This is a genomic window from Pedobacter sp. KBW06, from assembly GCF_003852525.1.
Classification (GTDB): Bacteria; Bacteroidota; Bacteroidia; order Sphingobacteriales; family Sphingobacteriaceae; genus Pedobacter.
Map to the genome: position 1 here is coordinate 98,236 of NZ_QAJL01000004.1, position 23,268 is coordinate 121,503.

Annotated in this window: 23 protein-coding genes; 14 read left to right on the forward strand and 9 right to left on the reverse strand. The window is 41.7% G+C overall.

Annotated elements, in window-relative coordinates; translation table 11 throughout:
- The first annotated feature begins 15 nt into the window (after positions 1-15).
- The 5 genes from DBR43_RS33025 to DBR43_RS22765 all read left to right on the forward strand — a co-directional run bounded on the left by DBR43_RS33025 (position 16) and on the right by DBR43_RS22765 (position 4,624).
- Positions 16-156, forward strand: a complete 141-nt coding sequence (locus tag DBR43_RS33025) for a hypothetical protein (protein ID WP_158622577.1) — start codon at positions 16-18, stop codon at positions 154-156.
- Entirely contained in the window at positions 156-1,853 is a 1,698-nt protein-coding gene (gene recJ, locus DBR43_RS22750) for a single-stranded-DNA-specific exonuclease RecJ (RefSeq protein ID WP_124585164.1), read from the forward strand. The genes DBR43_RS33025 and recJ overlap by 1 nt, the downstream gene beginning before the upstream one ends.
- A complete protein-coding gene (lptB, locus tag DBR43_RS22755; RefSeq protein ID WP_074608718.1) occupies positions 1,854-2,588 on the forward strand; it encodes an LPS export ABC transporter ATP-binding protein in 735 nt (244 codons plus the stop codon).
- Positions 2,589-2,607: 19 nt separating this feature from the next.
- Positions 2,608-4,119, forward strand: coding sequence for a GH3 auxin-responsive promoter family protein (locus DBR43_RS22760; protein ID WP_124585166.1), 1,512 nt, complete (start codon positions 2,608-2,610; stop codon positions 4,117-4,119).
- Positions 4,120-4,195: 76 nt separating this feature from the next.
- Complete coding sequence (locus DBR43_RS22765; RefSeq protein WP_124585168.1) at positions 4,196-4,624, forward strand: CBS domain-containing protein; 429 nt, start codon at positions 4,196-4,198, stop codon at positions 4,622-4,624.
- 55 nt (positions 4,625-4,679) lie between these two features.
- Here DBR43_RS22765 and DBR43_RS22770 read toward each other — a convergent pair whose 3' ends face one another.
- The 3 genes from DBR43_RS22770 to DBR43_RS22780 all read right to left on the reverse strand — a co-directional run bounded on the left by DBR43_RS22770 (position 4,680) and on the right by DBR43_RS22780 (position 8,015).
- Complete coding sequence (locus DBR43_RS22770) at positions 4,680-6,713, reverse strand: M13 family metallopeptidase (RefSeq protein WP_124585170.1); 2,034 nt, start codon at positions 6,711-6,713, stop codon at positions 4,680-4,682.
- Between the two features lie 74 nt (positions 6,714-6,787).
- On the reverse strand, positions 6,788-7,246 hold the full coding sequence (locus tag DBR43_RS22775) for a GyrI-like domain-containing protein (RefSeq protein ID WP_124585172.1): 459 nt from the start codon (positions 7,244-7,246) through the stop codon (positions 6,788-6,790).
- A gap of 52 nt (positions 7,247-7,298) precedes the next feature.
- Positions 7,299-8,015, reverse strand: a complete 717-nt coding sequence (locus DBR43_RS22780; RefSeq protein ID WP_124585174.1) for a helix-turn-helix transcriptional regulator — start codon at positions 8,013-8,015, stop codon at positions 7,299-7,301.
- A 196-nt stretch (positions 8,016-8,211) separates the two neighbouring features.
- On the opposite strand from DBR43_RS22780, the gene DBR43_RS22785 reads away from it, so the two are divergent.
- The 7 genes from DBR43_RS22785 (at position 8,212) to DBR43_RS22815 (ending at position 16,744) form a co-directional block, all read left to right on the forward strand.
- Positions 8,212-9,342 carry a metallophosphoesterase family protein gene (locus DBR43_RS22785; RefSeq protein ID WP_124585176.1) on the forward strand — a complete coding sequence of 377 codons (1,131 nt, stop codon included), beginning with the start codon at positions 8,212-8,214 and terminating at the stop codon, positions 9,340-9,342.
- A 206-nt stretch (positions 9,343-9,548) separates the two neighbouring features.
- Positions 9,549-10,172, forward strand: a complete 624-nt coding sequence (locus tag DBR43_RS22790) for an RNA polymerase sigma factor (RefSeq protein WP_124585178.1) — start codon at positions 9,549-9,551, stop codon at positions 10,170-10,172.
- 47 nt (positions 10,173-10,219) lie between these two features.
- Positions 10,220-11,209, forward strand: a complete 990-nt coding sequence (locus DBR43_RS22795; RefSeq protein ID WP_124585179.1) for a FecR family protein — start codon at positions 10,220-10,222, stop codon at positions 11,207-11,209.
- 112 nt (positions 11,210-11,321) lie between these two features.
- A complete protein-coding gene (locus DBR43_RS22800; RefSeq protein ID WP_124585181.1) occupies positions 11,322-13,967 on the forward strand; it encodes a TonB-dependent receptor in 2,646 nt (881 codons plus the stop codon).
- Between the two features lie 64 nt (positions 13,968-14,031).
- Positions 14,032-14,832, forward strand: coding sequence for a DUF4249 domain-containing protein (locus DBR43_RS22805; RefSeq protein WP_158622578.1), 801 nt, complete (start codon positions 14,032-14,034; stop codon positions 14,830-14,832).
- Positions 14,833-14,834: 2 nt separating this feature from the next.
- Entirely contained in the window at positions 14,835-15,725 is an 891-nt protein-coding gene (locus tag DBR43_RS22810; RefSeq protein WP_124585186.1) for a sterol desaturase family protein, read from the forward strand.
- A 155-nt stretch (positions 15,726-15,880) separates the two neighbouring features.
- Complete coding sequence (locus tag DBR43_RS22815; RefSeq protein WP_124585187.1) at positions 15,881-16,744, forward strand: alpha/beta fold hydrolase; 864 nt, start codon at positions 15,881-15,883, stop codon at positions 16,742-16,744.
- On the opposite strand, the gene DBR43_RS22820 is transcribed toward DBR43_RS22815, so the two are convergent.
- Positions 16,685-17,068, reverse strand: coding sequence for a DUF1801 domain-containing protein (locus DBR43_RS22820; protein ID WP_158622579.1), 384 nt, complete (start codon positions 17,066-17,068; stop codon positions 16,685-16,687). The genes DBR43_RS22815 and DBR43_RS22820 overlap by 60 nt on opposite strands.
- 213 nt (positions 17,069-17,281) lie before the next feature.
- Here DBR43_RS22820 and DBR43_RS22825 point away from each other — a divergent pair, with 213 nt between their 5' ends.
- Positions 17,282-18,562 (forward strand): acetyl-CoA hydrolase/transferase family protein, encoded by a 1,281-nt coding sequence (locus DBR43_RS22825; RefSeq protein WP_124585191.1) that lies wholly within the window; start codon positions 17,282-17,284, stop codon positions 18,560-18,562.
- Between the two features lie 155 nt (positions 18,563-18,717).
- On the opposite strand, the gene DBR43_RS22830 is transcribed toward DBR43_RS22825, so the two are convergent.
- From DBR43_RS22830 to DBR43_RS22850, 5 genes are all read right to left on the reverse strand, one after another.
- A complete protein-coding gene (locus DBR43_RS22830; protein WP_124585193.1) occupies positions 18,718-19,254 on the reverse strand; it encodes an NADPH-dependent FMN reductase in 537 nt (178 codons plus the stop codon).
- A gap of 17 nt (positions 19,255-19,271) precedes the next feature.
- Entirely contained in the window at positions 19,272-19,553 is a 282-nt protein-coding gene (locus tag DBR43_RS22835) for a GNAT family N-acetyltransferase (RefSeq protein ID WP_124585195.1), read from the reverse strand.
- Positions 19,554-19,562: 9 nt separating this feature from the next.
- Complete coding sequence (locus tag DBR43_RS22840) at positions 19,563-20,453, reverse strand: pirin family protein (RefSeq protein WP_124585197.1); 891 nt, start codon at positions 20,451-20,453, stop codon at positions 19,563-19,565.
- Positions 20,454-20,627: 174 nt separating this feature from the next.
- The gene (locus tag DBR43_RS22845; protein ID WP_124585199.1) at positions 20,628-21,614 is read right to left on the reverse strand and encodes an aldo/keto reductase; all 987 of its coding nucleotides are present in this window, start codon (positions 21,612-21,614) and stop codon (positions 20,628-20,630) included.
- Between the two features lie 17 nt (positions 21,615-21,631).
- A complete protein-coding gene (locus DBR43_RS22850; RefSeq protein ID WP_124585201.1) occupies positions 21,632-22,246 on the reverse strand; it encodes an NAD(P)H-dependent oxidoreductase in 615 nt (204 codons plus the stop codon).
- Between the two features lie 114 nt (positions 22,247-22,360).
- On the opposite strand from DBR43_RS22850, the gene DBR43_RS22855 reads away from it, so the two are divergent.
- Positions 22,361-23,257: a LysR family transcriptional regulator gene (locus DBR43_RS22855; RefSeq protein WP_124585204.1), complete on the forward strand. Its 897-nt coding sequence runs from the start codon at positions 22,361-22,363 to the stop codon at positions 23,255-23,257.
- The last annotated feature ends 11 nt before the right edge of the window (positions 23,258-23,268 follow it).

Consider the following 23,268-nt stretch of genomic DNA (forward strand, 5'->3'; position numbering starts at 1 on the left):
ATTCGTTGCAAAGATATGGAACCTCAGGGAACTTATGGCTTAAAAACAGGAGCAAGAGGTTCATCGGAGCGTCATAACAGCACAAGAGCGCTTCTGCGTTCGGGAACAAGACGAAGAATAACCAATTATCCGACAAAAAAAGAGAATAAACACTAATGGAAAAAAGATGGGTGCAAGCTGTACAGGGGAATAAAGAAACAACAGATTTGCTTGCACAGCAACTAAATATAGACCACAGTTTAGCGCAGATATTAGTACAAAGGGACATTTCTACCTTTGAAGAGGCAAAAGATTTTTTCAGGCCGCAAATGGCGCAATTACATGATCCTTTTCTGATGAAGGACATGGATAAAGCAATTGCGAGAATTGACATCGCCCTCAGCAACCATGAAAAGATCCTGGTTTATGGAGACTATGATGTGGATGGAACCACTTCTGTAGCCCTGACCTATAGCTTCTTTAGCCAGTTCACCGAAAATATTGAATATTACATTCCGGACAGGCATAAAGAAGGGTATGGCATATCTACCCAAGGAATTGACTACGCCCACAAAAATGGACAAAGCCTCATCATTGCATTGGATTGCGGGATAAAATCAGTGGATAAGGTAGCTTATGCAAATACGCTGGGGATAGATTTTATCATCTGTGATCACCACCTTCCGGGAGATGAACTGCCCGCAGCAGCAGCATTACTGGACCCCAAGCGAAACGATTGCTCCTACCCTTTTAAAGAACTTGCAGGTTGCGGGATCGGATTTAAGCTGGCCCAGGCCTATTGCATCACGCATGGGCTTCCCGCAGAAAGATATGAGCAATACCTGGACCTTGTCATGGTGAGCATTGCCGCGGATATTGTTCCCGTGGAGGATGAAAACAGAATATTAGCCTATCATGGGCTGATCAAATTAAATAAGAATCCATGTATGGGCCTGAAGGCACTGATGGACATTTCGGGAAGAAACAAGGATTATACGCTGACCGATGTGGTTTTTGTACTGGCGCCAAGGATCAATGCTGCTGGCCGGATGGACCACGCGAATGAGGCCGTAAAAATGTTATTGTGCGCGGAAGACAGCATTGCATTGTCGCAAAGCGAATTTATCAATCAGCAAAATACAGAGCGTAAAACCTCCGACCAGAACATTACCGCAGAGGCATTGGCTTTGATCGCAGATTGCGAAATTCTGATCAATAAAAAGACCACTGTAGTTTACCATGAAAGCTGGAATAAAGGGGTGATTGGTATTGTTGCTTCCCGTCTGACAGAAAAATATTACCGGCCAACGATTGTGCTGACAAAATCCAATGGCCTGCTTACCGGTTCTGCCCGTTCCGTGGCAGGCTTTGATCTTTATGAAGCATTACTGGGTTGTGAAGATTTACTGGTACAGTTTGGCGGACATAAATTCGCAGCCGGGCTAACCATGATGCCGGAAAATATTGATGCTTTTTCAGAGCGGTTTGAAAACATTGTGGCTTCCAGCATTACAGACGACTTATTATGCCCTGAAATTAAGATAGATACAGAGATTCAATTTTCGCAGATTGATGGCAAATTTCAACGCATCATCTCACAAATGGCACCGTTTGGACCGCATAATCCGGCGCCTATTTTTGTAACACATGGGGTAAGTCTGGTAGCAAAGCCTTATGTTGTGGCGACAAAACATTTAAAATTAAATGTAAAACAACAAAATTCAGCTATTTTTGAAAGCATTGGATTTGGTCTGGCAGAGTTTGAAACGATCTTACAACCAAACCAGCCTTTTTCTATTTGTTATACAATAGAAGAAAATATCTGGAAAGAACAGAGACGTTTGCAGTTGAATATTAAAGGGATTAAGATATAAATGATATTAAGAGCTGAGAATCTAATCAAAAAATACAAACAGAGAACCGTCGTAAATGACGTTTCATTTTCTGTGAGCCAAGGGGAAATTGTAGGTTTACTTGGACCTAACGGAGCGGGAAAGACGACTTCATTCTATATGATTGTCGGCCTGATCAAACCGAACGAAGGCACTATTTTTTTAGATGATGAGGACATCACAGCTGATGCCATGTATAAAAGGGCACAGAAAGGAATTGGCTATCTTGCACAGGAAGCCTCTGTATTCCGTAAACTATCCGTAGAAGATAACATTATGGCCATCCTGGAGATGACAAAGATGAGCCGGGAAGAACGCCATGAAAAACTGGAAGAACTGATCAATGAATTCAGTTTGCATAAAGTCCGTAAAAACCGGGGAGACCTGCTTTCAGGAGGTGAACGCCGGAGGACAGAGATCGCAAGGGCCTTGGCAGCAAGCCCAAATTTCATCTTGCTGGATGAGCCTTTTGCAGGGGTCGATCCCATTGCAGTAGAGGAAATCCAAACGATTGTAGCTAAACTAAAACAAAAAAACATAGGGATCTTAATTACCGACCATAACGTGCAGGAAACCCTCTCTATTACAGACAGGGCTTATTTGCTGTTTGAAGGTAAAATATTAGAATCAGGCACTCCTGAAGTACTTGCTGCCAATGAAATGGTAAGAAGAGTATATCTTGGATCAAACTTCGTGCTCCGTACTAAAAAATTATAACCCTTATTCAACGTAACAGATGGCAATTGTAAATTCGATTTTTACCTGGTATATGAAAAAGCGCGTCCATCAGATCGAGCTTTTTATGAAATATCCGCATGATGTACAGGAAGAATGGTTTCAGAAACTGATTTCCAGCGCAGCTGATACAGAATGGGGGACCAAATACGAATACCGCTCCATTCTTTCTCCCAAACAGTTTAAGGAAAGAGTACCCATACAGAACTATGACACCTTAAAGCCTTATATAGAAAGAATGCTTAAAGGGGAACAAAACATCCTCTGGCCTTCAGAAATTAAATGGTTCGCAAAATCGTCAGGTACGACAAGTGACAGAAGTAAATTTATTCCGGTATCAGAAGAGTCTTTACAGGAATGTCATTTTAAAGGAGGTAAAGACCTTTTATCCATATTCTGCAACAACCGTCCTGACAACCAGATCCTGACGGGAAAAGGATTGGTTCTCGGTGGAAGCCATCAAATCAATCAGCTAAATGAAGATTCATTTTATGGTGACCTTTCTGCTGTTCTGATCAAAAATCTGCCGATGTGGGCAGAATATTACCGTACGCCAAACATTTCCATCGCCTTAATGGATAACTATGAGGAGAAGATGGAAAAGATGGCTGAGGCCACTATTAAAGAAAACGTAACCAATATCGCAGGAGTACCTACCTGGACAATTGTTCTGGCAAAAAAGGTACTGGAAATCACCGGAAAGAAGAACCTGCTCGAAGTATGGCCCAACCTGGAACTATACATTCATGGTGCCGTAAATTTCAAACCTTACAGGGAACAGTTTAAAGAACTGATTCCATGTAATGAAATGTATTACCTGGAAACGTACAATGCTTCTGAAGGCTTCTTTGGGATTCAGGACGAAGGGGATTCAGATGAACTCCTGCTCATGCTGGATTATGGAATTTACTACGAATTCCTGCCCATCGAGCAATTGGAAGATGAACATCCTGACACTTTATCTCTGGATCAGGTGCAGTTAAATAAAAATTACGCCATCATTATTTCTACAAACGGAGGTCTATGGCGTTATATGATTGGCGATACCATTCAGTTTACCAGCCTTTCTCCGTACCGCATTAAAATTACCGGACGAACCAAACATTTCATCAATGCTTTTGGGGAGGAGGTGATCATCGACAATGCAGAACAAGCCATTTGCAAGGCTTGTACCGAAACCGGAGCGGTCTTCAAGGATTATACCGCCTGTCCTATTTATTTTAAAGGAGAGGAAGTGGGAGGCCACGAATGGATCATTGAATTTGATCAGCAGCCTAATGATTTTGAAAAGTTTGTCGATGTTCTTGATCAGACACTAAGGGAAGTAAATTCCGACTATGATGCCAAACGTTTTAAAGACATGGCCCTGCGCAGACCAAAGGTTCACAATGCGCCTTACAATACCTTTTACAACTGGTTAAAGTCTAAAGGCAAGTTAGGTGGGCAACATAAAGTGCCGAGGTTGGCCAACGAACGTACCTATGTGGAAGAAATATTACCCATGATGAAGTAGAGAATTTTTTCGGCAGGTCCCCATTGTAAATTAGCTTTTATTTCAGTAAATTTAATTAGCTAATTATTAATGTGTTATGAAAACCGTAAAACAACTACTCAGCACTAAATCAGCGGATATTTTTTCTGTTCCTGCGGATACATCCGTTCTGAATGCCCTTAGGGTAATGATGGAAAAGAACATCAGTGCCCTGCTTGTTCTGGAAGAGCGTCAGTTATTAGGAATCTTTACGGAAAGGGATTATGCGCGAAAGATTATTCTTCAGGGAAAAGCTTCTGCAGATACCCTGCTCAGTGAAGTCATGACTGCCGACCCCATTACGGTAGCACCGGGAGATAGCCTTGACCATTGTATGCAAACAATGACCGATAAACACATCAGACATTTACCGGTGATCCAGGAAAATCAGTTGATTGGAATGGTATCCATCGGAGATGTGGTCAAATTCATTATGGAAGATCAAAAACAAACCATATCTCAATTAGAGAACTATATCAGTAGCTAAATAAAAAGCCGGCCTCTTTAACAAAGGCCGGCTTTTTATTTAAATCTGGATCATCTTACCAGATTTTAACTCTTTTCTCTGGTGCCAGATACAGAGAGTCTGTTGTTTTCACTTTGAAAGCGGTATAGAATTCAGGAATGTTCCTCACCACACCATTTACCCTGAACTTTGCAGGAGAATGTGGATCTGTACCTACCTGATTTCTCAATGCCTCTGCATTGGATTTATTTGACCAAACCTGTCCCCAACCGATAAACACACGTTGCTCTCCGGTAAACCCATCCATTACTGGTGCCGGCTTACCATTCAGGCTCGCTTTATAGGCTTTTAAGGCGATGCTTAATCCACCAAGGTCACCGATATTCTCACCAAGTGTAAATTCACCGTTTACATTCAGATCCGGGAATACTTTAAATGCGCTGTACTGCGCAACTAAAGCACTCGTTCTTTTCTTGAATTCTGAATTGTCTTTTGCAGTCCACCAGTTGCGCATTACGCCGTCACCATCAAAGGTACTGCCCTGATCGTCAAAACCATGACCAACCTCATGACCAATTACTGCTCCTATTCCCCCATAATTTACTGCATCTTCTGCATTCATATCAAAGAAAGGAGGCTGTAAAATCGCCGCAGGGAATACAATCTCATTCATTGTCGGATTGTAATACGCATTTACCGTCTGAGGAGTCATTCCCCATTCCGTACGGTCAACAGGTTTACCCAACTTATTCAGTGTACGGTTATATTCAAATTCTGCAGCACGTTTCTCATTTCCATAAAGGTCATGTTTAACCACTTTTAAGGCAGAGTAATCTCTCCATTTATCAGGATATCCGATTTTAGGTGTGAACTTACTGATTTTCTCCAATGCCTGCTTTTTCGTCTCCGGGCTCATCCAGTCCAGTTCTTTAATGCTTGATTCGTAAGCTTTCAACAGGTTACCTACCAGTTTAAGCATGCGTTCTTTTGCTGCAGGTGGAAAATGTTTCTCCACATATAGCTTACCAACCATTTCACCCAGACTGCCATTCACCACGTCTACTGCCCTGCGCCATTGCGGTTTTTGTTCTTTCACACCATAAAGGGTTTTAGAATAAAAATCAAAGTTTTCCTGATCTACAGCGGTATTCAATGCTGTTGAGGCACCGGTTAAGGCACTCCATTTCAGGTAGGTCTTCCAGGTATCCAAAGGTGTATTCTTCAGAATCGCATTCAGCTCTTTAGTGTAAGCGACCTGAGTTACAACCAAACTATCCTGATTTTTAACTCCTGCTTCAGAAAGTAAAGTTGTCCAGTCAAAATCCGGCATCAGTTTACCCAGGTCTTTGATGGCATATTTATTATACAAGCCAGCCATATTCCTGGTTTCTTCTTTCTTCATGTGCTTTGAAGCAATCAGTGTTTCCAGTGCCATGATCTGAGCTGCTTTCGCCTTCGCATCGGCCACACCACCAAGGGTCAGCATGCGCTCAATATGAACCTGATATTTGGCACGGATCTCTTTAGATTTGGCATCTGTCAATGAATAATATTCACGTTCAGGAAGCCCTAATCCACCCTGCCAGGTGTACAGCATATATTTCTTAGGATCTTTAAAATCTTCAATCACACCTACATTAAAAGGAATGATATTTCCAACCTTATTTGCATAAGCAAAGTATGCAGAAAGGTCTTTTGCCGAAGCAATCGCATCAATCTTTTTAAACTCTGCTGTCATCGGTGCCAATCCAATAGAATCACGCACTTTCATGTTCATATAAGATTCATAGAAATCGCCGATCTTCTGTTCATCAGAACCATCAGTAGCACTGCCTTTGGCGGCATTTTCGATAATTGCCTTGACATCTTCCTGAGCCTTATCGTTAACGATAGCACCTACGCCATAGGAAGCTTTATCTGAAGGGATCTTCGTGTTTTTCATCCAGGTACCATTCACATACTCCGTGAAATTATTTCCCGGAGAGGCCGTGGTATCCATATTTTTAAGGATGATTCCCGAGTGCAGCTCTTTATTTGTATCAGAGTTACTGCAAGCAGCGAGAAATAACATGGAACCTGCTACCATAGGAATTCCAATCGATTTTTTCATTTTTATCATAAAAAATATTTAGGTATGATTCAAATTTAACAAAAGATATGGAATGGAACCAAACGATGGTCAATTTACCTCGTTGCGATAAAAATGTCTACCGCTGCATCCTCCGGATTTTGCGCAGCAGCACCATAAACCTCGAAATCGGCAGTATAAGCACGTGAAATTCCTGAATTCCAAATGTCTACCCAGGCATTGTACACAAGGCCCTGTAATAAATTCCCTTTCAGGGCATGTTTTTCATAAGCACCACCTTCAATGGCTAATCCACGCATTCCTTCGGGAATCTGTTCCAGATTTTCTACTGCATATCCGAGGATCGTGGTATAAGGCAGGGTGTAATCTCCCTCGTAGTCAGTATAGATACTGTATACTTCATCACCTGTTTTATTGCTGAGCTTTGCTCCGATATTCTCTGATCTGAACCTGTTCCAAAGCGCAGGAATATCATTTGCAGCCTGTGCGTTTTCATTACTTGTTCTTACAGAAATTCCAATCACGAAGAATGGTTTAAGTGTTTCTTTTTCCATTTTGTTTTTTCTATTGATTTAGAAAGCAAAATTAAAGCCGCTACTGACAGCCCTATGTCAGGGGTCTGGACTTTGCCAGACAATATGCGAAATATTCAGGAAGGGTCATTTTATGAGGCTCAAAATGTTCATCCAGAATCTCCAGCTTTTCTATTCTATCCAGGCGAAAAGCCCGGTATTCCTGCCGCAATCTGCAAAAAGCAATCAGTATCCAGTTTTCCTGAGTGCTATAAATGGCAAAGGGCTCTATTGTTCTCTTGGTACGCTCCGCCTGATCCGCTGCCTGATAATCAATTTTCAACAAGTTGAAATTGGTCAATGCCAGCTGAATCGTCGACATATTATTGCTCGTACTGTCGTTTCCCGGGTTATTTCTGATGGCAATGCGTTTAGACAGCAGGTCTGCTTTATCCTTTGTTTTGTGGACTAATATCGCCTTGATTTTGGTAATGGCATCACTATATTCCCGTACAAAAGAAGCATCTTTATTTCTGAGTACCAGTTGTTCTGCTGTAATCAGCGCATTCGCCTGACTTTCGGTAAAACTTACCGGAGGAAGCCGGTAGCCTTCTACCAGGGAGTAGCCCTTTCCTTCTTCGGTAAACACAGGAATTCCAGCTTCTTCCAGTGCGCGGATGTCCCGGTAAATGGTCCGGATACTCACCTGAAACTTTTTCGCAAGATCTGTTGCATTTGTGAGCCGCTTGCTTTGGAGCTGTGTCAGTATGGCTGTAAGCCGGGATAATCTCGGAGTTTCAGTACTGTCCATTCATTTTTTTTTTCAAAGATACATGCTATATCTGACTTCTGAAATCCCGGCAACAGGCCTCATTTCAGGCGGATAAAACCGGGATCAACATGCAGCTCTGTGTTAGGATTATTTTAAACTTCTGTTAAATATTTAACACTTAATCATACGTTAATATGGATCCCTTAACTTCATGACAAACCATAAATCTACGACTATGATCAGCACGAAAATTCTTTACAAAGCGGTTTTTAAAACAGATCAGATTGATGACAGTCACACTTTTCAGCCACTGCCATTGCCCTCAGGAAGTTATCCTTACCGCCTGAAACTGGAAGAGGAACCTGCTTCGGAAAAACCTCAGGCCATGGTATTCCATATGGTGGGCGATACCGGAGGTTTTAAACAACCCGAACTGCAGAAGCAAATCGCCGGACAGATGGCGCAACAATATTTAAATGCAATATGCCCGGAAGAACGTCCTTCCTTTTTATATCACCTGGGAGACATCGTATATCACTATGGGGAAGCAGATCAGTATGAATCTCAATTCTTACAACCTTATGAAACCTATCCGGGTCCGATATATGCCATTGCTGGAAACCATGATACAGATGTAAATCCCAACTGCAGCGAGCATTACGACAGCCTGGAAGCGTTCTATGCTGCATTCTGTAATACCTGCCCGGCCACCATCCATTTCGGCACAGGATTGAAGAGAAAAAGCCAGGTTCAACCGAATGTATATTGGACCATGCAAGCACCTTTGGCAACGATCATCGGCCTTCATACTAATGTGCCTAAATACGGCTGCATTCAGAAAGAACAAAAAAACTGGTTCATCAAAGAGCTTAAAGAAGCAGCAAAATACAGCGCAGACAAAGCAATTATCGTTTGTATGCACCATGCACCCTATTCTGCAGATGTGAACCATGGCTCAAGCCAGCCTATGATCCAATTTCTGGAATCTGCTTTTGAAGAGGCAGGTGTCAAACCAGACATCATCTTCAGCGGTCATGTTCATAATTATCAACGGTTCAGCAAACATTATATTGATGGCAAAACAGTGCCTTTTATCGTTGCTGGCGCCGGAGGTTTTGACGAGCTGCATGGCCTGGCAGACCCTTACGAGCCCAGCTATCATGCCGAAAGCGAATTGTTTGATCAGGTAGAGCTGGAGAATTACTGCGACAACAGACATGGCTTCCTGAAAGTAGCCATTGAAAAAACACCTTTCAGCTTTGCAATCAAAGGAGAATATTATACCCTTCCAGGAAAAGACAGGGAAAACAATGATCAGGAAGCAGTGCTATTTGATCGTTTCACAGTTGACCTGACAGGGAGATAACAGTCCTGAAATAAAAAACCTCATTCAATAAGAAAGCCTTTCAGCTTAACCTGGAAGGCTTTCTTGTATATTTAACAATATTTTTTAGCAGACCATAATCATTTTTATTCCGCTTTAGTTCCAGAGCTTGTAAAATCGAAAGCCTTTATAAGCTGAATGTCCGAATCCTAAGTTAAACCTCCTTTTCTTGAAAAATTTATTTAACATTGGGCATTATTACAATGCAGGTACATGACACGGAACAGCTCGAAGATAAAGACCTACTGATTAAACTCAGGGAGGGTGATGAGCTTGCGTTCGTGAAAATATACAACCAATACCGTAAAAAGGTACATACTTATGCTTATCAGCTCAGCAAATCAACTGATACAGCAGAAGAGATTGTTCAGGAAGTATTTATTCGGATCTGGCAGAAAAGGATTCAGATCAATACGGATCTTTCCTTTAATGCTTATATCAAAAAGATCACGATCAACCATGTTTTAAATCACCTTAAAAAGGTTGCGCGTGACAAATCCTTACAGGAAGAAGTCTTTCAGCAGGTAGAGATCAGTGCCAACCGCACAGAGGACCAGCTATTGGAAAAGGAACTCAGAAAAATCTACCTGGATGCGATTGCGCTGCTTCCGGCGCAGAAGAAACTGATCTATCAGATGAGCCGTACAGAAGAGCTCAGTCATGAGGAAATTGCTTCAAAACTTGAGATCTCTAAAAATACCGTAAAAAATCATATGGTAGAAGCCAGTAAATTTGTCCGGGAATATGTGCGCAAGAATGGCGGAATTATTGGGTTCATCATCATTTCCTCAAATTATTTTCATTCCAACTAGTCCCTCCCTTCCTCACAATTGTATTGTAGATAGGAAAGGGTCAAACCATGGAAGACAAAGAAGAACTAAAACGGCTATATCAATTGTATTTGACAAATGAGTGTACAGCGGAGGAGCTGCAGCGCTTTTTTGTACTGATCGACAACAACCAGGATGATGAAACCATTCTTGAACTGATGTCTGCAAGCTGGGATCAAACCCCGCGCACTCCCGAAACAGGTCTCGTTCCTGATTTCCTGCCCAAAGAAGCAAAACAGATTAAACTTTCCCCAACCCGCAGGATTCGCTACGGTTTTCGGCCTGTTGCCGCAGCCGCAGCAATCCTGCTAATATGTGCTGGTCTTTTCTTTTTCAAATCTAATGTGTGGAATGCCATCAGTCCGGTTCATCAGTTGCAAAGCTTCAGTGCCCAGGCCCAAAGGAAACAACTGGAACTTCCAGACGGCACCAAAGTATGGCTTAGTCCCAACAGCACCTTAAAATACCCGGAAAAATTCGTTGGAAACAGCCGTATGGTTAGTCTGGAAGGAGAAGCATTTTTTGAAGTAGCACATGATGCCAATCACCCGTTCATCATCCAAAGCGGACAGGTAAGCACCAGAGTTTTGGGAACAAGCTTTAACATTTCCGCCTATTCCCAAACTCCCGATATCAGCGTCACCCTCGTCACCGGAAAAGTTGCCGTTGCCCTGCAAAATGAAAATAGTGTAAGGGAGGAAACCATTGTTGCCAATCAGCAGGTGACCATTAATAAAGCCGAAGGAAAAATCAGCAAAGCCAATTTCCCAAATGCCGGCGACTATTTAAACAGGCGTTTAGGGCATTTTGATTATAAAGGAACTGCATTGGCAGAAGTAGTAAAGGACCTGGAGCTTCAATATCAGATTAAGATTCAGTTGAGTCCTGAATTGAACAAAAGCCTGTTTTACGGGAACCTGGACATGACAAAAACCAGCACACAGACACTAAATAAATTATGCACAGTAATGGAAGCCAATTGGAAAAAAGACGGAGGACAGTATGTAATCTTAAAATAAATGTCCGGGTTCTACAGCTAGAATCCCGGACAAGTATCTAAATCAATTTAATAAATGCCCGAGCCTTGAGAACTATAGGGCAACAAAAAAATCAATATTTAAACATAAAGTTATGAAAAAATACGGACCTAAAAGGTTCCTGGCATTTATCGCCATCTTGTTACTCATTTTAGTATTTGTCCAGGCCAGGTCTTATGCACAGGCGCCTTTGGAGAAAAAAATCAGCATTAACCTTAAAGACGAGCCATTAAAAGCAGCATTGGATAAGATCAGCAGTGCCAGTGGCATCAAATTCACCTTTAATGAACAAGTTGCCAACAGTAAAATAAAGATTAGCGTACAGGCCCAAAACAAAAGCCTGAATGAAATCTTAACCATTGCCCTCTCCAATCAACCCTTTAAATTTTCTGAGTTAGACAATGAAATTTATATCCGCTATGATGCTGAAAAAGCAAAAAAGTCCCTGGCCGATCCGGCGGCAAACCCGGCGTTAAACCAAGAAAAACATACCATAGGTGGTACAATATCTTCTTCTAAAACGGGAGAAACGCTGATAGCAGCAACCATTAGGCTGAGCGGAACCAAACTGGCAACCATGAGTAATGAATATGGTTTTTATTCCCTTTCAGTACCCAGCGGAAGCTATGTGATGGAAATCAGTGCAATCGGTTCCAAAACCCTTAAAAAACCAATAGACCTCACTAAATCGATGACCCTGAACATCGCTTTAGAAGATGATGCAAATGAGCTCGAAACCGTGACGATTAGTGCGGCAACTGCAAGAAGAAATATAGACAACCCACAAATGGGCATGGAACGGCTGAACATCAGTGAGACCAAAAACATCCCTGTCGTACTTGGTGAGCGGGATGTCATTAAAACATTACAGCTGCTGCCAGGAGTTAAATCTTCCGGAGATGGTACTGGTGGTCTTTTTGTTCGCGGAGGAAGCGCAGACCAAAATATGATTCTTCTGGATGAGGCACCTGTTTACAATGCTTCTCACCTGCTTGGTTTTTTTTCGACCTTTAACTCGGATGCCATTAAAAATGTAACGCTCTATAAAAGTGGAATGCCTGCACAGTATGGAGGAGGCTTATCTTCTGTGATGGATGTGAGAATGAATGACGGAAACAATCAAAAATTTGGCGTTAGCGGAGGAATAGGTCTGATTGCAGCCCGTATCAATGTGGAGGGGCCAATTCAAAAAGAAAAATCTTCCTTCCTGATCTCTGCAAGGAGAACTTATTTAGATGCTTTTTTAAAACTTTCTTCAGATTCCAATGTAAAAGATGCAAAGTTGTATTTCTACGATGTTAATGCTAAGGCAAATTACATACTTGGAGAGAAAGACCGTTTATTCGTCTCTGCATATCTCGGCCGGGATATATTAGGTGCAGATAAAGTGAACGGAATAGACTGGGGTAATATCACTTCGACCGTCCGCTGGAACCATATCTTTAGCAGCAAACTTTTCTCCAACACCTCTATCATATACAGCAATTACAATTATCAGGTCAAGACAGATCAGGACGAGAGTTCGCTTTCTTTATTTTCACAAATTAAAGACTGGAACTTTAAGCAGGACCTGCAATGGTACCTGAATGATAAGAACACGTTAAATTTTGGGATAAATGCAATCTATCATACCATAAAACCAGGAGAAGTGAGGGCTTCGGGAAATTCAGGAATGATTTCTCAAGACCTGCAGAACAGATATTCACTGGAAAATGCAATATATGCCAGCAATACCTGGAAAGTAAGTGACGCATTTAGCCTTACTTATGGTCTTCGGTTATCGGCTTTCAGTATCCTTGGAAAAGGTGATTACTATAACATCAATCAGGAAGGCGGAGTGACGGGCCAGCAGAGTTACAAAAAGGGAGAAGTTGTAAAAACATATTTGAACCTGGAACCCCGGCTTGCCGCAGCGCTTCAGCTGAATGAATCAACAGCGGTTAAAGCCTCCTATGTTCGTAATGCACAAAATCTCCACTTAATTTCCAACTCGAATGCTTCTTCACCGTTGGACAGATGGGTGGCCAGTACAAATATCATCAAACCGGAAACCAGCGATCAGGTGTCATTAGGTTATTATAAAAATCTTGCCGAAAATGCTTATGAACTTACTGTCGAGGCCTATTATAAAGACCTTAAAAACCAGATTGATTACCGCAACGGAGCCAACATCTATACCAATAAACCTATAGAAACTCAATTGCTGTTTGGTAAAGGCCGTGCTTACGGGGTAGAGTGGCTCATCAAAAAGAAAACAGGAAATTTCACCGGATGGATCGCTTATACCCTTTCTAAGTCTGAAAGGCAGGTTGATGGGATCAACAATAATGAATGGTACAATACCAGACAGGACAGAACCCATGATATATCTATCGTGACCATGTACCAGCTCAGCAAAAAATGGTCAGTTTCTGCGAACTGGGTCTTTGCAACAGGAAATGCGGTTACCTATCCCAATGCGAAATACAATTTATTGGGAGAAAGCTATTACTATTATTCCAGCCGGAATGCAGAGCGGATGCCGGCATACCACAGGTTAGACCTTGGCGCTACGCGTACTTTGAAAAAGACGAAAAGATTCTCTTCGGAACTTAATTTCAGTCTTTTCAATGCTTACGGAAGATCAAACGCCTATAAAATCGATTTCAGGGAAAATGAAAAAGACCCTACTAAAACTGAAGCGGTGAAAACTACTTTATTCAGATTTGTTCCTTCAGTTTCTTATGATTTCAAGTTTTAAACCTCCCATTCAAAATATACAGATGAAAACATCATCCACATCCTCCTTACAAATAGCAATTAACATGAAAAATATACCGAAATTATTGGCTTTAATGCTCTTCTCTACCTTATTTTGGTCTTGTGAAAAAGTAATAGAAATAGACCGTGCCGACAATGAAGAAAGGTATGTGATCGAGGGAACAATTACCAATGAGCCCGGTGTTTGTTCCGTTTTGCTGAGTAAAACGAAAAATTTTCAAGACGAAAATCGGTTTATGGGAATTAGCGGAGCAACTGTTAAAATAGCAAACAATGGTGTCATCGTCACACTTCCGGAAAGCAGTCCGGGTGTGTATAAGACCAGCACCATTAATGGAACTCCGGGGCAGACGTATGTGATGACGGTTGATGTAGATGGAAAAACTTTTACAGCTTCCAGTACCATGCCTGAAAATGTACCTTTTGATGATTTTTATATGAAGGCATCAGACTTTGGCAAAAGAAGGACAACTGCCTATGTAAGATATAAAGACCCGTTGGAACGTGAGAATTACTATTGGTTTCAGCTGTTTGTCAATGATAAAAAACAAAGAAACTTTTCAGTAATGAACGACGAATTTACACCTGGTCAGGAGGTAAATACAACCGTAAGTTTCCAGAATGACACCGATGATTTGTCAAAGGATTTTAAAAAAGGAGACAAATTGGGTGTAGAAATGCACAGTGTTGATGCTTCTGCTTATCTTTACCTCCACAGTTTAGGTAACGCAGAAGGTTCCAATAACGGAGCTTCGCCAGCCAACCCGATAAGTAACATAACCGGTGGTGCTCTTGGTTTTTTCAGTGCTCACACCGTTCAAAAAAGAACTTTAGTGATACCGTAAAAATGAATGAACTATTAGACAAAAACCTAAGTATAGTTTCCCTCTTTGGATTTGTTATTCTACTTACTCTAGTAGAAATGTACTTCAGTTATGCCCATGATAAAAAGGTTTATCATGGGCGTGATACCTGGACCAATGTTTACCTGATGACCGCCGCTTTTGTGATCAACCTGACCATGAAAACCGGCACATTTTTCTTACTCGATTATTTTTATCACGAGTACCGTTTTTTTGAAATCTCCAATGCTTTCCTTTACTGGACGGTATTGATCCTGGCACAGGACTTTCTCTATTGGGTGCTCCACGCTACCGGACATTATGTCCGTTTGTTTTGGGCAATGCACGTTACACACCACTCCTCAGAATATTTTAACCTGACCACAGGATTTCGTTCCACCGTATTTGAGCCATTATACCGGGTATTCTTTTACCTGCCATTGGCATTGATGGGCTTCAATGCATTCGATATCCTCTTTGCTTACCTGATCACCCAGATTTATGGAAATTTAGTACATACTCAGGCAGTCGGCAAACTACACCCTATTATTGAATATATTTTAGTCACCCCTTCCCATCACCGTGTTCATCACGCAAGCAATGTCCGCTATCTGGATAAAAACATGGGCATGGTCCTGATATTATGGGATAGAATGTTTGGCACTTTTCAGGAAGAAATTCCAGGAGAAGAAATCAAATACGGATTGACCAGTAAACCGGAGCCGGGAGCCGTAAACATCATTTTCCATGAACTGATTGCGCTTTCCGACGATGTAAAACGGGCACCAGGCTGGAAGAACAAGATAAAATACATGTTTTATCCTCCGGGATGGAGCCACAACGGAGAGAGTAAGACATCCAAGAGTCTGCAAAAGGAACTAATTGATCAATCCTGACCTGTTGCTGAATAATCTCCGGGTTTTAATCCGCAAATTTGGACTTAAGGAGCAGATCAATATAAGATCTTGAACAATCATAAGCATGCCGCTTACAAATAGCGATGAACATGCTTATGATCGCTTCATAACCGGTAAGAAACAATTATATTCTGATGAAAAAACTGAGGAAGATCGTAGAGGACATCAAAAACTTATCTGAGGGAGATTCTGATCAGTTACAGACACTACTCTGGCAGCTGATTTGTTATTCGCCAAAAATGCCGCTCCGCCTCCATCAGCAAAAATTACTGGATGAGGCTGAAATCAGCTCCTTAAAAGTACATGACCGGTATTTTAGCCAATCGGATTTAAACATCAATTGCTTTAAATGGGGCAATGGACCTGTTAAGGTACTGCTCAGTCATGGATGGGGCTCTAAAGGCGCTGACTTCAGTGAAATTATTGCCATGCTCAGGGCAAACAAGAATTTCGAAATCTGGTCTTTTGATGCACCTGGAAATGGAAGTTCCGAAGGAGAAATCAGCAACCTTTTTCTCTATGCAGAATCGATCAGACAACTCTTTATCCATGCAGGTAAACCACAGGTCATGATCGGTCATTCTCTGGGCGGTATGGCCAATGCTTTAGCCTTACAGCAAGGTAAAGAATATCCCCAGCTATTGATCAGCATTGCACCAATGGTAAACCTAAAGGATAATTTCATTGCCTCGATGGAAGCAGTAAAGACCTCTAATGAAGCACAGGAAAAGTTCTTTACTGATTTTGAGAAACTATTTGAGCAGAAAACCGAGCATTTTGTATTGAACAAGATCTACGACTTTTCAGATCAATTGAAACACCTGCTGATTTACGACTCAAATGACCTCATTTCTCCAAGCAGTAATATCGAAGCATTTCTAAAAGACAATCCGGAAACAACAGCTTCTGCATACCAGGAAACCAGTCATTCGAAATTATTAACCGATCCCAGGGTGCTTAACGAAATGGGCCTGTTCATCAGTAAAAACATCCACTAACAGCTTCCTGACTAATTCAAAATCAATTCCTTCCAATCGATCAAACCGAACCACTGGCTTCCCCGGCTCCAGCCCCTGCGACAAAGCGACATTTGCATGCACCGCATCCTCCTTTAAGGTATAAAAACTAATCTGATTTTTCTGAATGGCGAAGGTCAGTGCTACAAGGCCATTTCTGGAATAAGCAGGCATTCCGCAGGCCATATGTTCCTCGTATCCGATCAGCACTTCTTTACACAATGCCCTTACCATCGCCGGCAGGGCAACCCTTTTTTCAGGAATCTCTAGAAAGTATTCATCTACAGTTGCTGCTTTGCTTTTCATCTCCATCCTTGCTAAGCTGTAAAATTAATAAAAATCCTTCTTTTCCCTGATGACAATCAAGGGTAAAAGTGATCATTATCACCTCTCTGCCTGGCAATTATCCGGAAATTTACGCTCAGATATAAATACCCATTCTAACTGGTTCAACTCAAAATATAACTATCTTAAGCCAAATAAACATTTGATTAATTTCCAATAAAGCCCTTTAAACAAATGAATTCTCCTACCTACATTACTGCAGCGCAAGCAGTACAAGCTATAAAATCCGGCGATCGCGTTTTCATTCATGGCAGTGCCGCCACTCCCGTTCATTTAGTGAAAGCCCTGCAGGAAAGACATGCAGATTTAAAAAAAGTAGAAATTACCAGTATTACCACCCTTGGTGATATTGATTTCAACGCAGCCCTTTACCGGGAAAGCTTTTTCTTTAACTCCTTGTTTGTTTCTGCCAATACCCGGTCAGTGGTTAACAGTCCCTATGGGGATTATGTTCCTGTCTTCCTGAGTCAGATTCCCAAATTATTTAAGGAAGGCTTTCTTCCCATCGATGTCGCGTTAATTCAGGTATCGGAACCAGATGTTCATGGCTATTGTTCACTGGGCACCTCTGTTGACATCGCCAGGGCAGCCGTAGACACCTCAAAACACATTATTGCCCAGGTGAACCCCAAAGTACCCAGAACACATGGTGATGGCTTTGTACACATCAGTAAGTTCCAGTCATTGGTCTGGCATGAAGAAGAACTGCCGGAAGTAGATTATGGTGCCAAAACAAGTGAAGCTATGGTAACCATAGGAGCGAATATCGCCTCCCTTGTAGAAGATGGCGCGACCTTACAGTTGGGAATTGGCGGAATACCTGATCAGGTATTGAAAAACCTGAGCAATCATAAGAACCTTGGACTACATACAGAGATGCTTTCCGATGGTGTGATCCCATTGATACAAAATGGTGTGATCAACAACAGCCTTAAAAAAATAAACCGGGGTAAGTCCATTACCTCCTTTATGATCGGAACAAAAAAACTATACGATTTTGTTGATGATAATCCCAGCATCAGGGTCATGGATATTTCCTATGCCAACGACACCAGTATCATCCGCCAAAACCCTAAGGTTACAGCCATCAATTCTGCTATTGAGCTGGATTTAACCGGACAGATCTGTGCAGACTCTATGGGTACCTATCAATATTCAGGAATTGGCGGACAAATGGACTTCATTCATGGCGCCTCTCTCTCTGAGGGTGGAAAACCCATCATTGCCCTTCCATCCATTACTTCAAAGGGGATTTCCAGGATCGTACCTTTTTTGAAAGAAGGTGCCGGAGTGGTGACAACAAGGGGGCATGTTCACTGGGTGGTTACCGAGTACGGTAAGGTGAACCTGTTTGGCAAAAGTTTAAAGCAAAGAGCAACGGCATTAATCAGTCTTGCCCACCCAATGCATCGTGAAACACTGGAACGGGCGTTTCACGACCGTTTTAATGCTTAGAATCAAGCAGTTCCCCTTCGATATGAAGCAAAAAAATACCTAATATTAGGTATTTTTTTGCTTCATATAAAGAAATACATTTGACATAAGCTATACATAAATATAGTTATTTAGGGGAGATTAATAAGGATAAGCCGGAGGGGGATTCTTCCGGTTTATTTTTTTAGTCCTTCCCTGAGTCCCTTTATCTTAGTGATAAAATCTGCTCTCAGCTCCGGATGAATGATCCCTTCTTTTTCTTCAAAATTCTGATTAAAAGAAGGAAGAGAAAAAGTATCGAGAATATTCGCACTACATTTCGGAAAATAGGCTTTCGCGGAATTCATCACATTCCCCCCACCAAAGCCTCCCGGAGAAGTACTCATCAGCAACATTGGCTTATTCTGAAAAAACTTTCCATTAATGCGGGAACACCAGTCCATGACATTCTTAAAGGCGGTGGTATAGCTGTTGTTATGTTCTGCCAGTGATACGATCATCAGGTCGCATGCCGAAATAAGTTCCAGCAACTGATGGGCTTTATGAGGATAGCCATCATTACGTTCTCTATCCACAGAAAAAAGCGGCATTTCAAAATCATTCAAATCCAAAAGAGTGATCTTTTCCTCGTCAAAATAGGAAAGCGTATGAATAACTAATTTTCTATTGATCGATCTGCTGCTGTTACTTCCTGCAAAGGCCAAAATTTTCATCTGTATACTTATTTTAATTAGAAAAGGACATCCTGCAAATCTGCATTCTTATCAAATACACTTTTGGCGAAAGGGCATAAAGGAAGGATCTTCACTTTACTTTCCCTGGCATACTGAACTGCTTCCAATACCAATGCCTTCCCTACTCCTTTACCAGAAAACTCAGGACTCACTTCCGTATGGTCGATAATGATCTTCCCGGGACCTGCCCAGACATAGGTCATCAGCCCTGCTTCCTTACCATCTTCTACAGCCTTAAACCAGCCCTTTTTTTCATCATTAACCTGTTCGATATTCATAGATATAATTTAATTTTTGATATTCTTTCCTTGTTCCGGAAGGGGAACAAAATCAGTCTCTCCCGGCACTCTCGCAAAAGATTGTTCCAGCCACATGGTTTTTGCTTCTTCAATCCGTTCTCTTGTGGAGGCTACAAAATTCCAGTAAATGATCCTTTCTTCAGGAAAAGGCTCTCCTCCAAAGATGTAAACACTCGTATTTTCCTGCATCACAAATTCACAAAGTTTACTGTCTTTAGCCACCAGAATCTGTTTCGGCCCGTAAGTATAACCTTCACTTTCAATTGCTCCTTCCAGGATGTACAAAGCACTTTCCCCGAACAAATCGGCACCGATGGTCACCGTCTTCCGGCTGATTGTTTTCAATTCCAGGAAATAAAGCGGACTATACACGGGAACCGGGGATTTTCTTCCGAAAGCTTCGCCGGCTATCAGTTTAAAAGCGATACCGTTTTCCTCCCATGAGGGAATATCTTCCTCTCCGGCATGGTAGAATTCGGGTGCCATTTTTTCCAGTGCGGTAGGTAGTGCCACCCAGATCTGAAGTCCATGAAGCATTTTGTCCGAATCCCTAAGATAGGAAGGTGTCCGCTCAGAATGAACAATTCCACTTCCTGCAGTCATCCAGTTCACTTGCCCCGGTTTTATTTCTACCTCAGTTCCAAGGCTGTCTTTATGCATAATGCTCCCTTCAAAAAGATAGGTAAGCGTAGAAAGACCAATGTGTGGATGAGGTGGCACATCTAAATTCTCGTGGTCACTCAGGCAAATTGGACCCATATGATCAATAAATGAAAAAGGTCCTACCATTCTCTTCTCCCGGAATGGTAAAAGTCTGCCTACCATAAAATTGCCAATATTACTTGGCCTTTCCTCAATAATCAATTTAATATTTGACATGCTGATTTAGATTTTGTATCCCACCATTGCTTCTTTTGGCAAAGCCTGATTTTAAACCCTAAGTTAAGATTAAATGTTCGCCTTATGAAGCAGAAAGCAGACTTTGCCCTAAAAACAAAACGTCCGGCCTCCAAAAAAGGGAAGCCGGACGCCTGCTGTAACCTGATCTGCCTATCAGCTGATCTTATTCAATTGTTCGTTGATATAATCAATTTCATCTCTTTTAAAAGTGATGTCCATTGCTTTGGCATTGTCAATGGCCTGATCTGCATCTCTGGCTCCGGCCAATACGATAGTGATTCCCGGCTGAAGGGTAGTCCAGCGCAAAACCAACTGGGATAAGGAAGCATTTTTCGCATCGGCGATGGGCTGAATGGCCGTTAAAAAGCTTTTCACCTTTTCTGCATCAAACTGACCAAAATAGCCATTTCGGTGATCATTCGATTTCAGCATCGCATCTTTAAAATACTTTCCGGTCAGCAGCCCCCTTTCCAGTGGACTGTAAGCAATGACAGAGATGTTATGCTCCATTGCATAAGGAATGACATCGTCTGCAATACCCCTGTTGAGCATGCTGTAAGCAAGCTGATTGGAAGAAAGCGAGATCGTTTCATTTGCAGTTTTCATTTGATCAAGATTATAATTGCTCACCCCTGCTGCCCTGATCTTACCTTGCTGAATGAGCAGTTCCAAAGCCTCCATGGTTTCATCAATCGGCGTGCTGGCATCGGGCCAGTGCAATTGCAATAAATCAATATAATCGGTACCCAGTCGTTTTAAACTTTCCTCCAGTTCTTTGATCACATTGGCTTTTGCCGCATACTTGTAAATTGGCAAGATCTTTCCATTGTCTTCTGCATCAAAAAAATGTTCTCCTTTCCCCTGATTGCTCTGGTCCCATACCAGGCCAAATTTATTCAGGATCTGAATTTTACTTCTGTCTTTCCCCTTAATTGCTTCACCAATCAGCTCTTCACTTAAACCAAAACCATAAAAGGGTGCAGTATCAATGGTACTTACCCCATGATCTAAAGAGGCATGAATCGCAGCTATTGAATTTTGTTTCTCATTTCCTCCCCACATGGTACCACCAATCGCAAATGCGCCGTAAGTGATCGCCGACAATTCCAGTTCTGATTTACCTAATTTTCTATATTCCATTTCTTTATTTTCAATATTTATAAGCTATTTTCTTCTTGTAACTGAGCCACAAAGGTTTGCTCCAAATGTGCTCTGTAACGTGTTAAATCGGTTTCGAGATCTGCGTTCTTTTCCACATCATGGAAATGAATTCCTGACAAGGGTTCCATCCCTGTAAATGCATTCATACGGTGAAACCCGAATAAAGGTCCTTCATCTACGCTCTTTTCATTAAAAAACTCACCCGGCAGGGTAAACGCTTCTTTAGGCGCATTCCAGGAAGTGGTCAACATGTATTTTTTTCCCTGAAGCATTCCTCCTGTGCCATAATTGATGGCCGGATTCTCCGAAGAACGTCCATCACTTTTATAAATCCCTTTGTTATGTCCGGCGGTAAACACCACATCGATGTATTTTTTAAGGCCGTGTGGTACCTGGAACCACCAGATCGGTGTATGATAAATCACGACATCTGCCCAGGTATATTTCTCTACTTCTTCTATTGGGTTATAATCGTCATTTACACTGGTTGTTTTAACTTCAAACCCTGGCTGGCTTTCAAAGAAAGCAATGGTTTCTGCGGTTATTGTTGCATTGAAACGACCACCTGAATGACCAAAAACCTGTCCGCCGTTGATGATGAATATTTTCATTTTCTTTATTTCCTCTTTTATTTTTGTATTGTGACCACAAAATTATGGCAAGAAGATGTATAATTAAAATAACTTAAATCATACCTTTGTATCATAATTATAATACACAAGATCATGGTTAATCTAGAATGGTTTAGAACATTTAAAGCGATTTATGAAACCGGAACCCTAACCGGAGCAGCTGAAATATTATATATATCTCAACCCGGGGTCAGTCTGCATCTGAATTCTCTGGAGGCTTATGTAGGTTATAAGCTGTTTGACCGGACTTCCAGAAAAATGGTCTCCACTGAACGCGGCAAAGTACTTTATAATTATGTACTGGATGCCGTAACCAAACTGGAAGCAGCAGAACACCATTTTCATAAGAGCACAGAAAAAGATACCCCCACCATCAGTATCGGAATGTGCTTTGAGACCTTTCAATTCACTTTAGAATCCTATCTGCCAACGCTCCCATTTAATGTCATCATCAAATTTGGAGAATATCCGGAAATGCTGAGTGACCTGGATAACGGTATCCTTGATTTGATCATTACCCCTCAAAAAGGAGATTCCAGCAACATCAATTACCTTCCTTTCTCCAAAGAAAAAATCGTATTGGTAGGCGGATCAGCAACACCAACTGCCGGTTTCGACGAACTCCTCAAAAAAGGAAATATGGAGGAAGTCCATGCCTGGCTTAAAAAACAGACCTGGTACGGTACTACAGCCGACATGGAGCATTTAAGGCGCTTCTGGCACCTCAACTTCAATAAGCGCCCGGATTTTAAGCCAAACTACATTGTGCCTAACCTGAGCTCTATTGTGCGTTGTATCAGCGAACAAAACGGGGTGGCCATCATTCCCGATTTTTTATGCAAGAAAGAGATCGAAAGTGGTAACATTAAAGTGATCTGGGAAGGGAACGATGTAATTGAGAACACGCTTTATTTCTCGACCCGCAAGAAAACGATTTATGCAGCTGAGATCAGTATGATTGAAGAAATCTTTATCAAAGAAATGGTTTAGGCTCTTTTCCG

What these genes read in the sequence shown, in the direction of transcription:
- DBR43_RS22830 (WP_124585193.1), bottom strand. Translation starts at nt 19,254, where the DNA reads ATGAAAATTTTGGCCTTTGCAGGAAGTAACAGCAGCAGATCGATCAAT.
- DBR43_RS22780 (WP_124585174.1), bottom strand. Translation starts at nt 8,015, where the DNA reads ATGGACAGTACTGAAACTCCGAGATTATCCCGGCTTACAGCCATACTG.
- DBR43_RS22760 (WP_124585166.1), top strand. Translation starts at nt 2,608, where the DNA reads ATGGCAATTGTAAATTCGATTTTTACCTGGTATATGAAAAAGCGCGTC.
- DBR43_RS33025 (WP_158622577.1), top strand. Translation starts at nt 16, where the DNA reads ATGGAACCTCAGGGAACTTATGGCTTAAAAACAGGAGCAAGAGGTTCA.
- DBR43_RS22805 (WP_158622578.1), top strand. Translation starts at nt 14,032, where the DNA reads ATGAAAAATATACCGAAATTATTGGCTTTAATGCTCTTCTCTACCTTA.
- DBR43_RS22835 (WP_124585195.1), bottom strand. Translation starts at nt 19,553, where the DNA reads ATGAATATCGAACAGGTTAATGATGAAAAAAAGGGCTGGTTTAAGGCT.
- DBR43_RS22785 (WP_124585176.1), top strand. Translation starts at nt 8,212, where the DNA reads ATGATCAGCACGAAAATTCTTTACAAAGCGGTTTTTAAAACAGATCAG.
- DBR43_RS22825 (WP_124585191.1), top strand. Translation starts at nt 17,282, where the DNA reads ATGAATTCTCCTACCTACATTACTGCAGCGCAAGCAGTACAAGCTATA.
- recJ (WP_124585164.1), top strand. Translation starts at nt 156, where the DNA reads ATGGAAAAAAGATGGGTGCAAGCTGTACAGGGGAATAAAGAAACAACA.
- DBR43_RS22845 (WP_124585199.1), bottom strand. Translation starts at nt 21,614, where the DNA reads ATGGAATATAGAAAATTAGGTAAATCAGAACTGGAATTGTCGGCGATC.
- DBR43_RS22770 (WP_124585170.1), bottom strand. Translation starts at nt 6,713, where the DNA reads ATGAAAAAATCGATTGGAATTCCTATGGTAGCAGGTTCCATGTTATTT.
- DBR43_RS22795 (WP_124585179.1), top strand. Translation starts at nt 10,220, where the DNA reads ATGGAAGACAAAGAAGAACTAAAACGGCTATATCAATTGTATTTGACA.
- DBR43_RS22855 (WP_124585204.1), top strand. Translation starts at nt 22,361, where the DNA reads ATGGTTAATCTAGAATGGTTTAGAACATTTAAAGCGATTTATGAAACC.
- lptB (WP_074608718.1), top strand. Translation starts at nt 1,854, where the DNA reads ATGATATTAAGAGCTGAGAATCTAATCAAAAAATACAAACAGAGAACC.
- DBR43_RS22810 (WP_124585186.1), top strand. Translation starts at nt 14,835, where the DNA reads ATGAATGAACTATTAGACAAAAACCTAAGTATAGTTTCCCTCTTTGGA.
- DBR43_RS22840 (WP_124585197.1), bottom strand. Translation starts at nt 20,453, where the DNA reads ATGTCAAATATTAAATTGATTATTGAGGAAAGGCCAAGTAATATTGGC.
- DBR43_RS22800 (WP_124585181.1), top strand. Translation starts at nt 11,322, where the DNA reads ATGAAAAAATACGGACCTAAAAGGTTCCTGGCATTTATCGCCATCTTG.
- DBR43_RS22820 (WP_158622579.1), bottom strand. Translation starts at nt 17,068, where the DNA reads ATGAAAAGCAAAGCAGCAACTGTAGATGAATACTTTCTAGAGATTCCT.
- DBR43_RS22815 (WP_124585187.1), top strand. Translation starts at nt 15,881, where the DNA reads ATGAAAAAACTGAGGAAGATCGTAGAGGACATCAAAAACTTATCTGAG.
- DBR43_RS22765 (WP_124585168.1), top strand. Translation starts at nt 4,196, where the DNA reads ATGAAAACCGTAAAACAACTACTCAGCACTAAATCAGCGGATATTTTT.
- DBR43_RS22850 (WP_124585201.1), bottom strand. Translation starts at nt 22,246, where the DNA reads ATGAAAATATTCATCATCAACGGCGGACAGGTTTTTGGTCATTCAGGT.
- DBR43_RS22775 (WP_124585172.1), bottom strand. Translation starts at nt 7,246, where the DNA reads ATGGAAAAAGAAACACTTAAACCATTCTTCGTGATTGGAATTTCTGTA.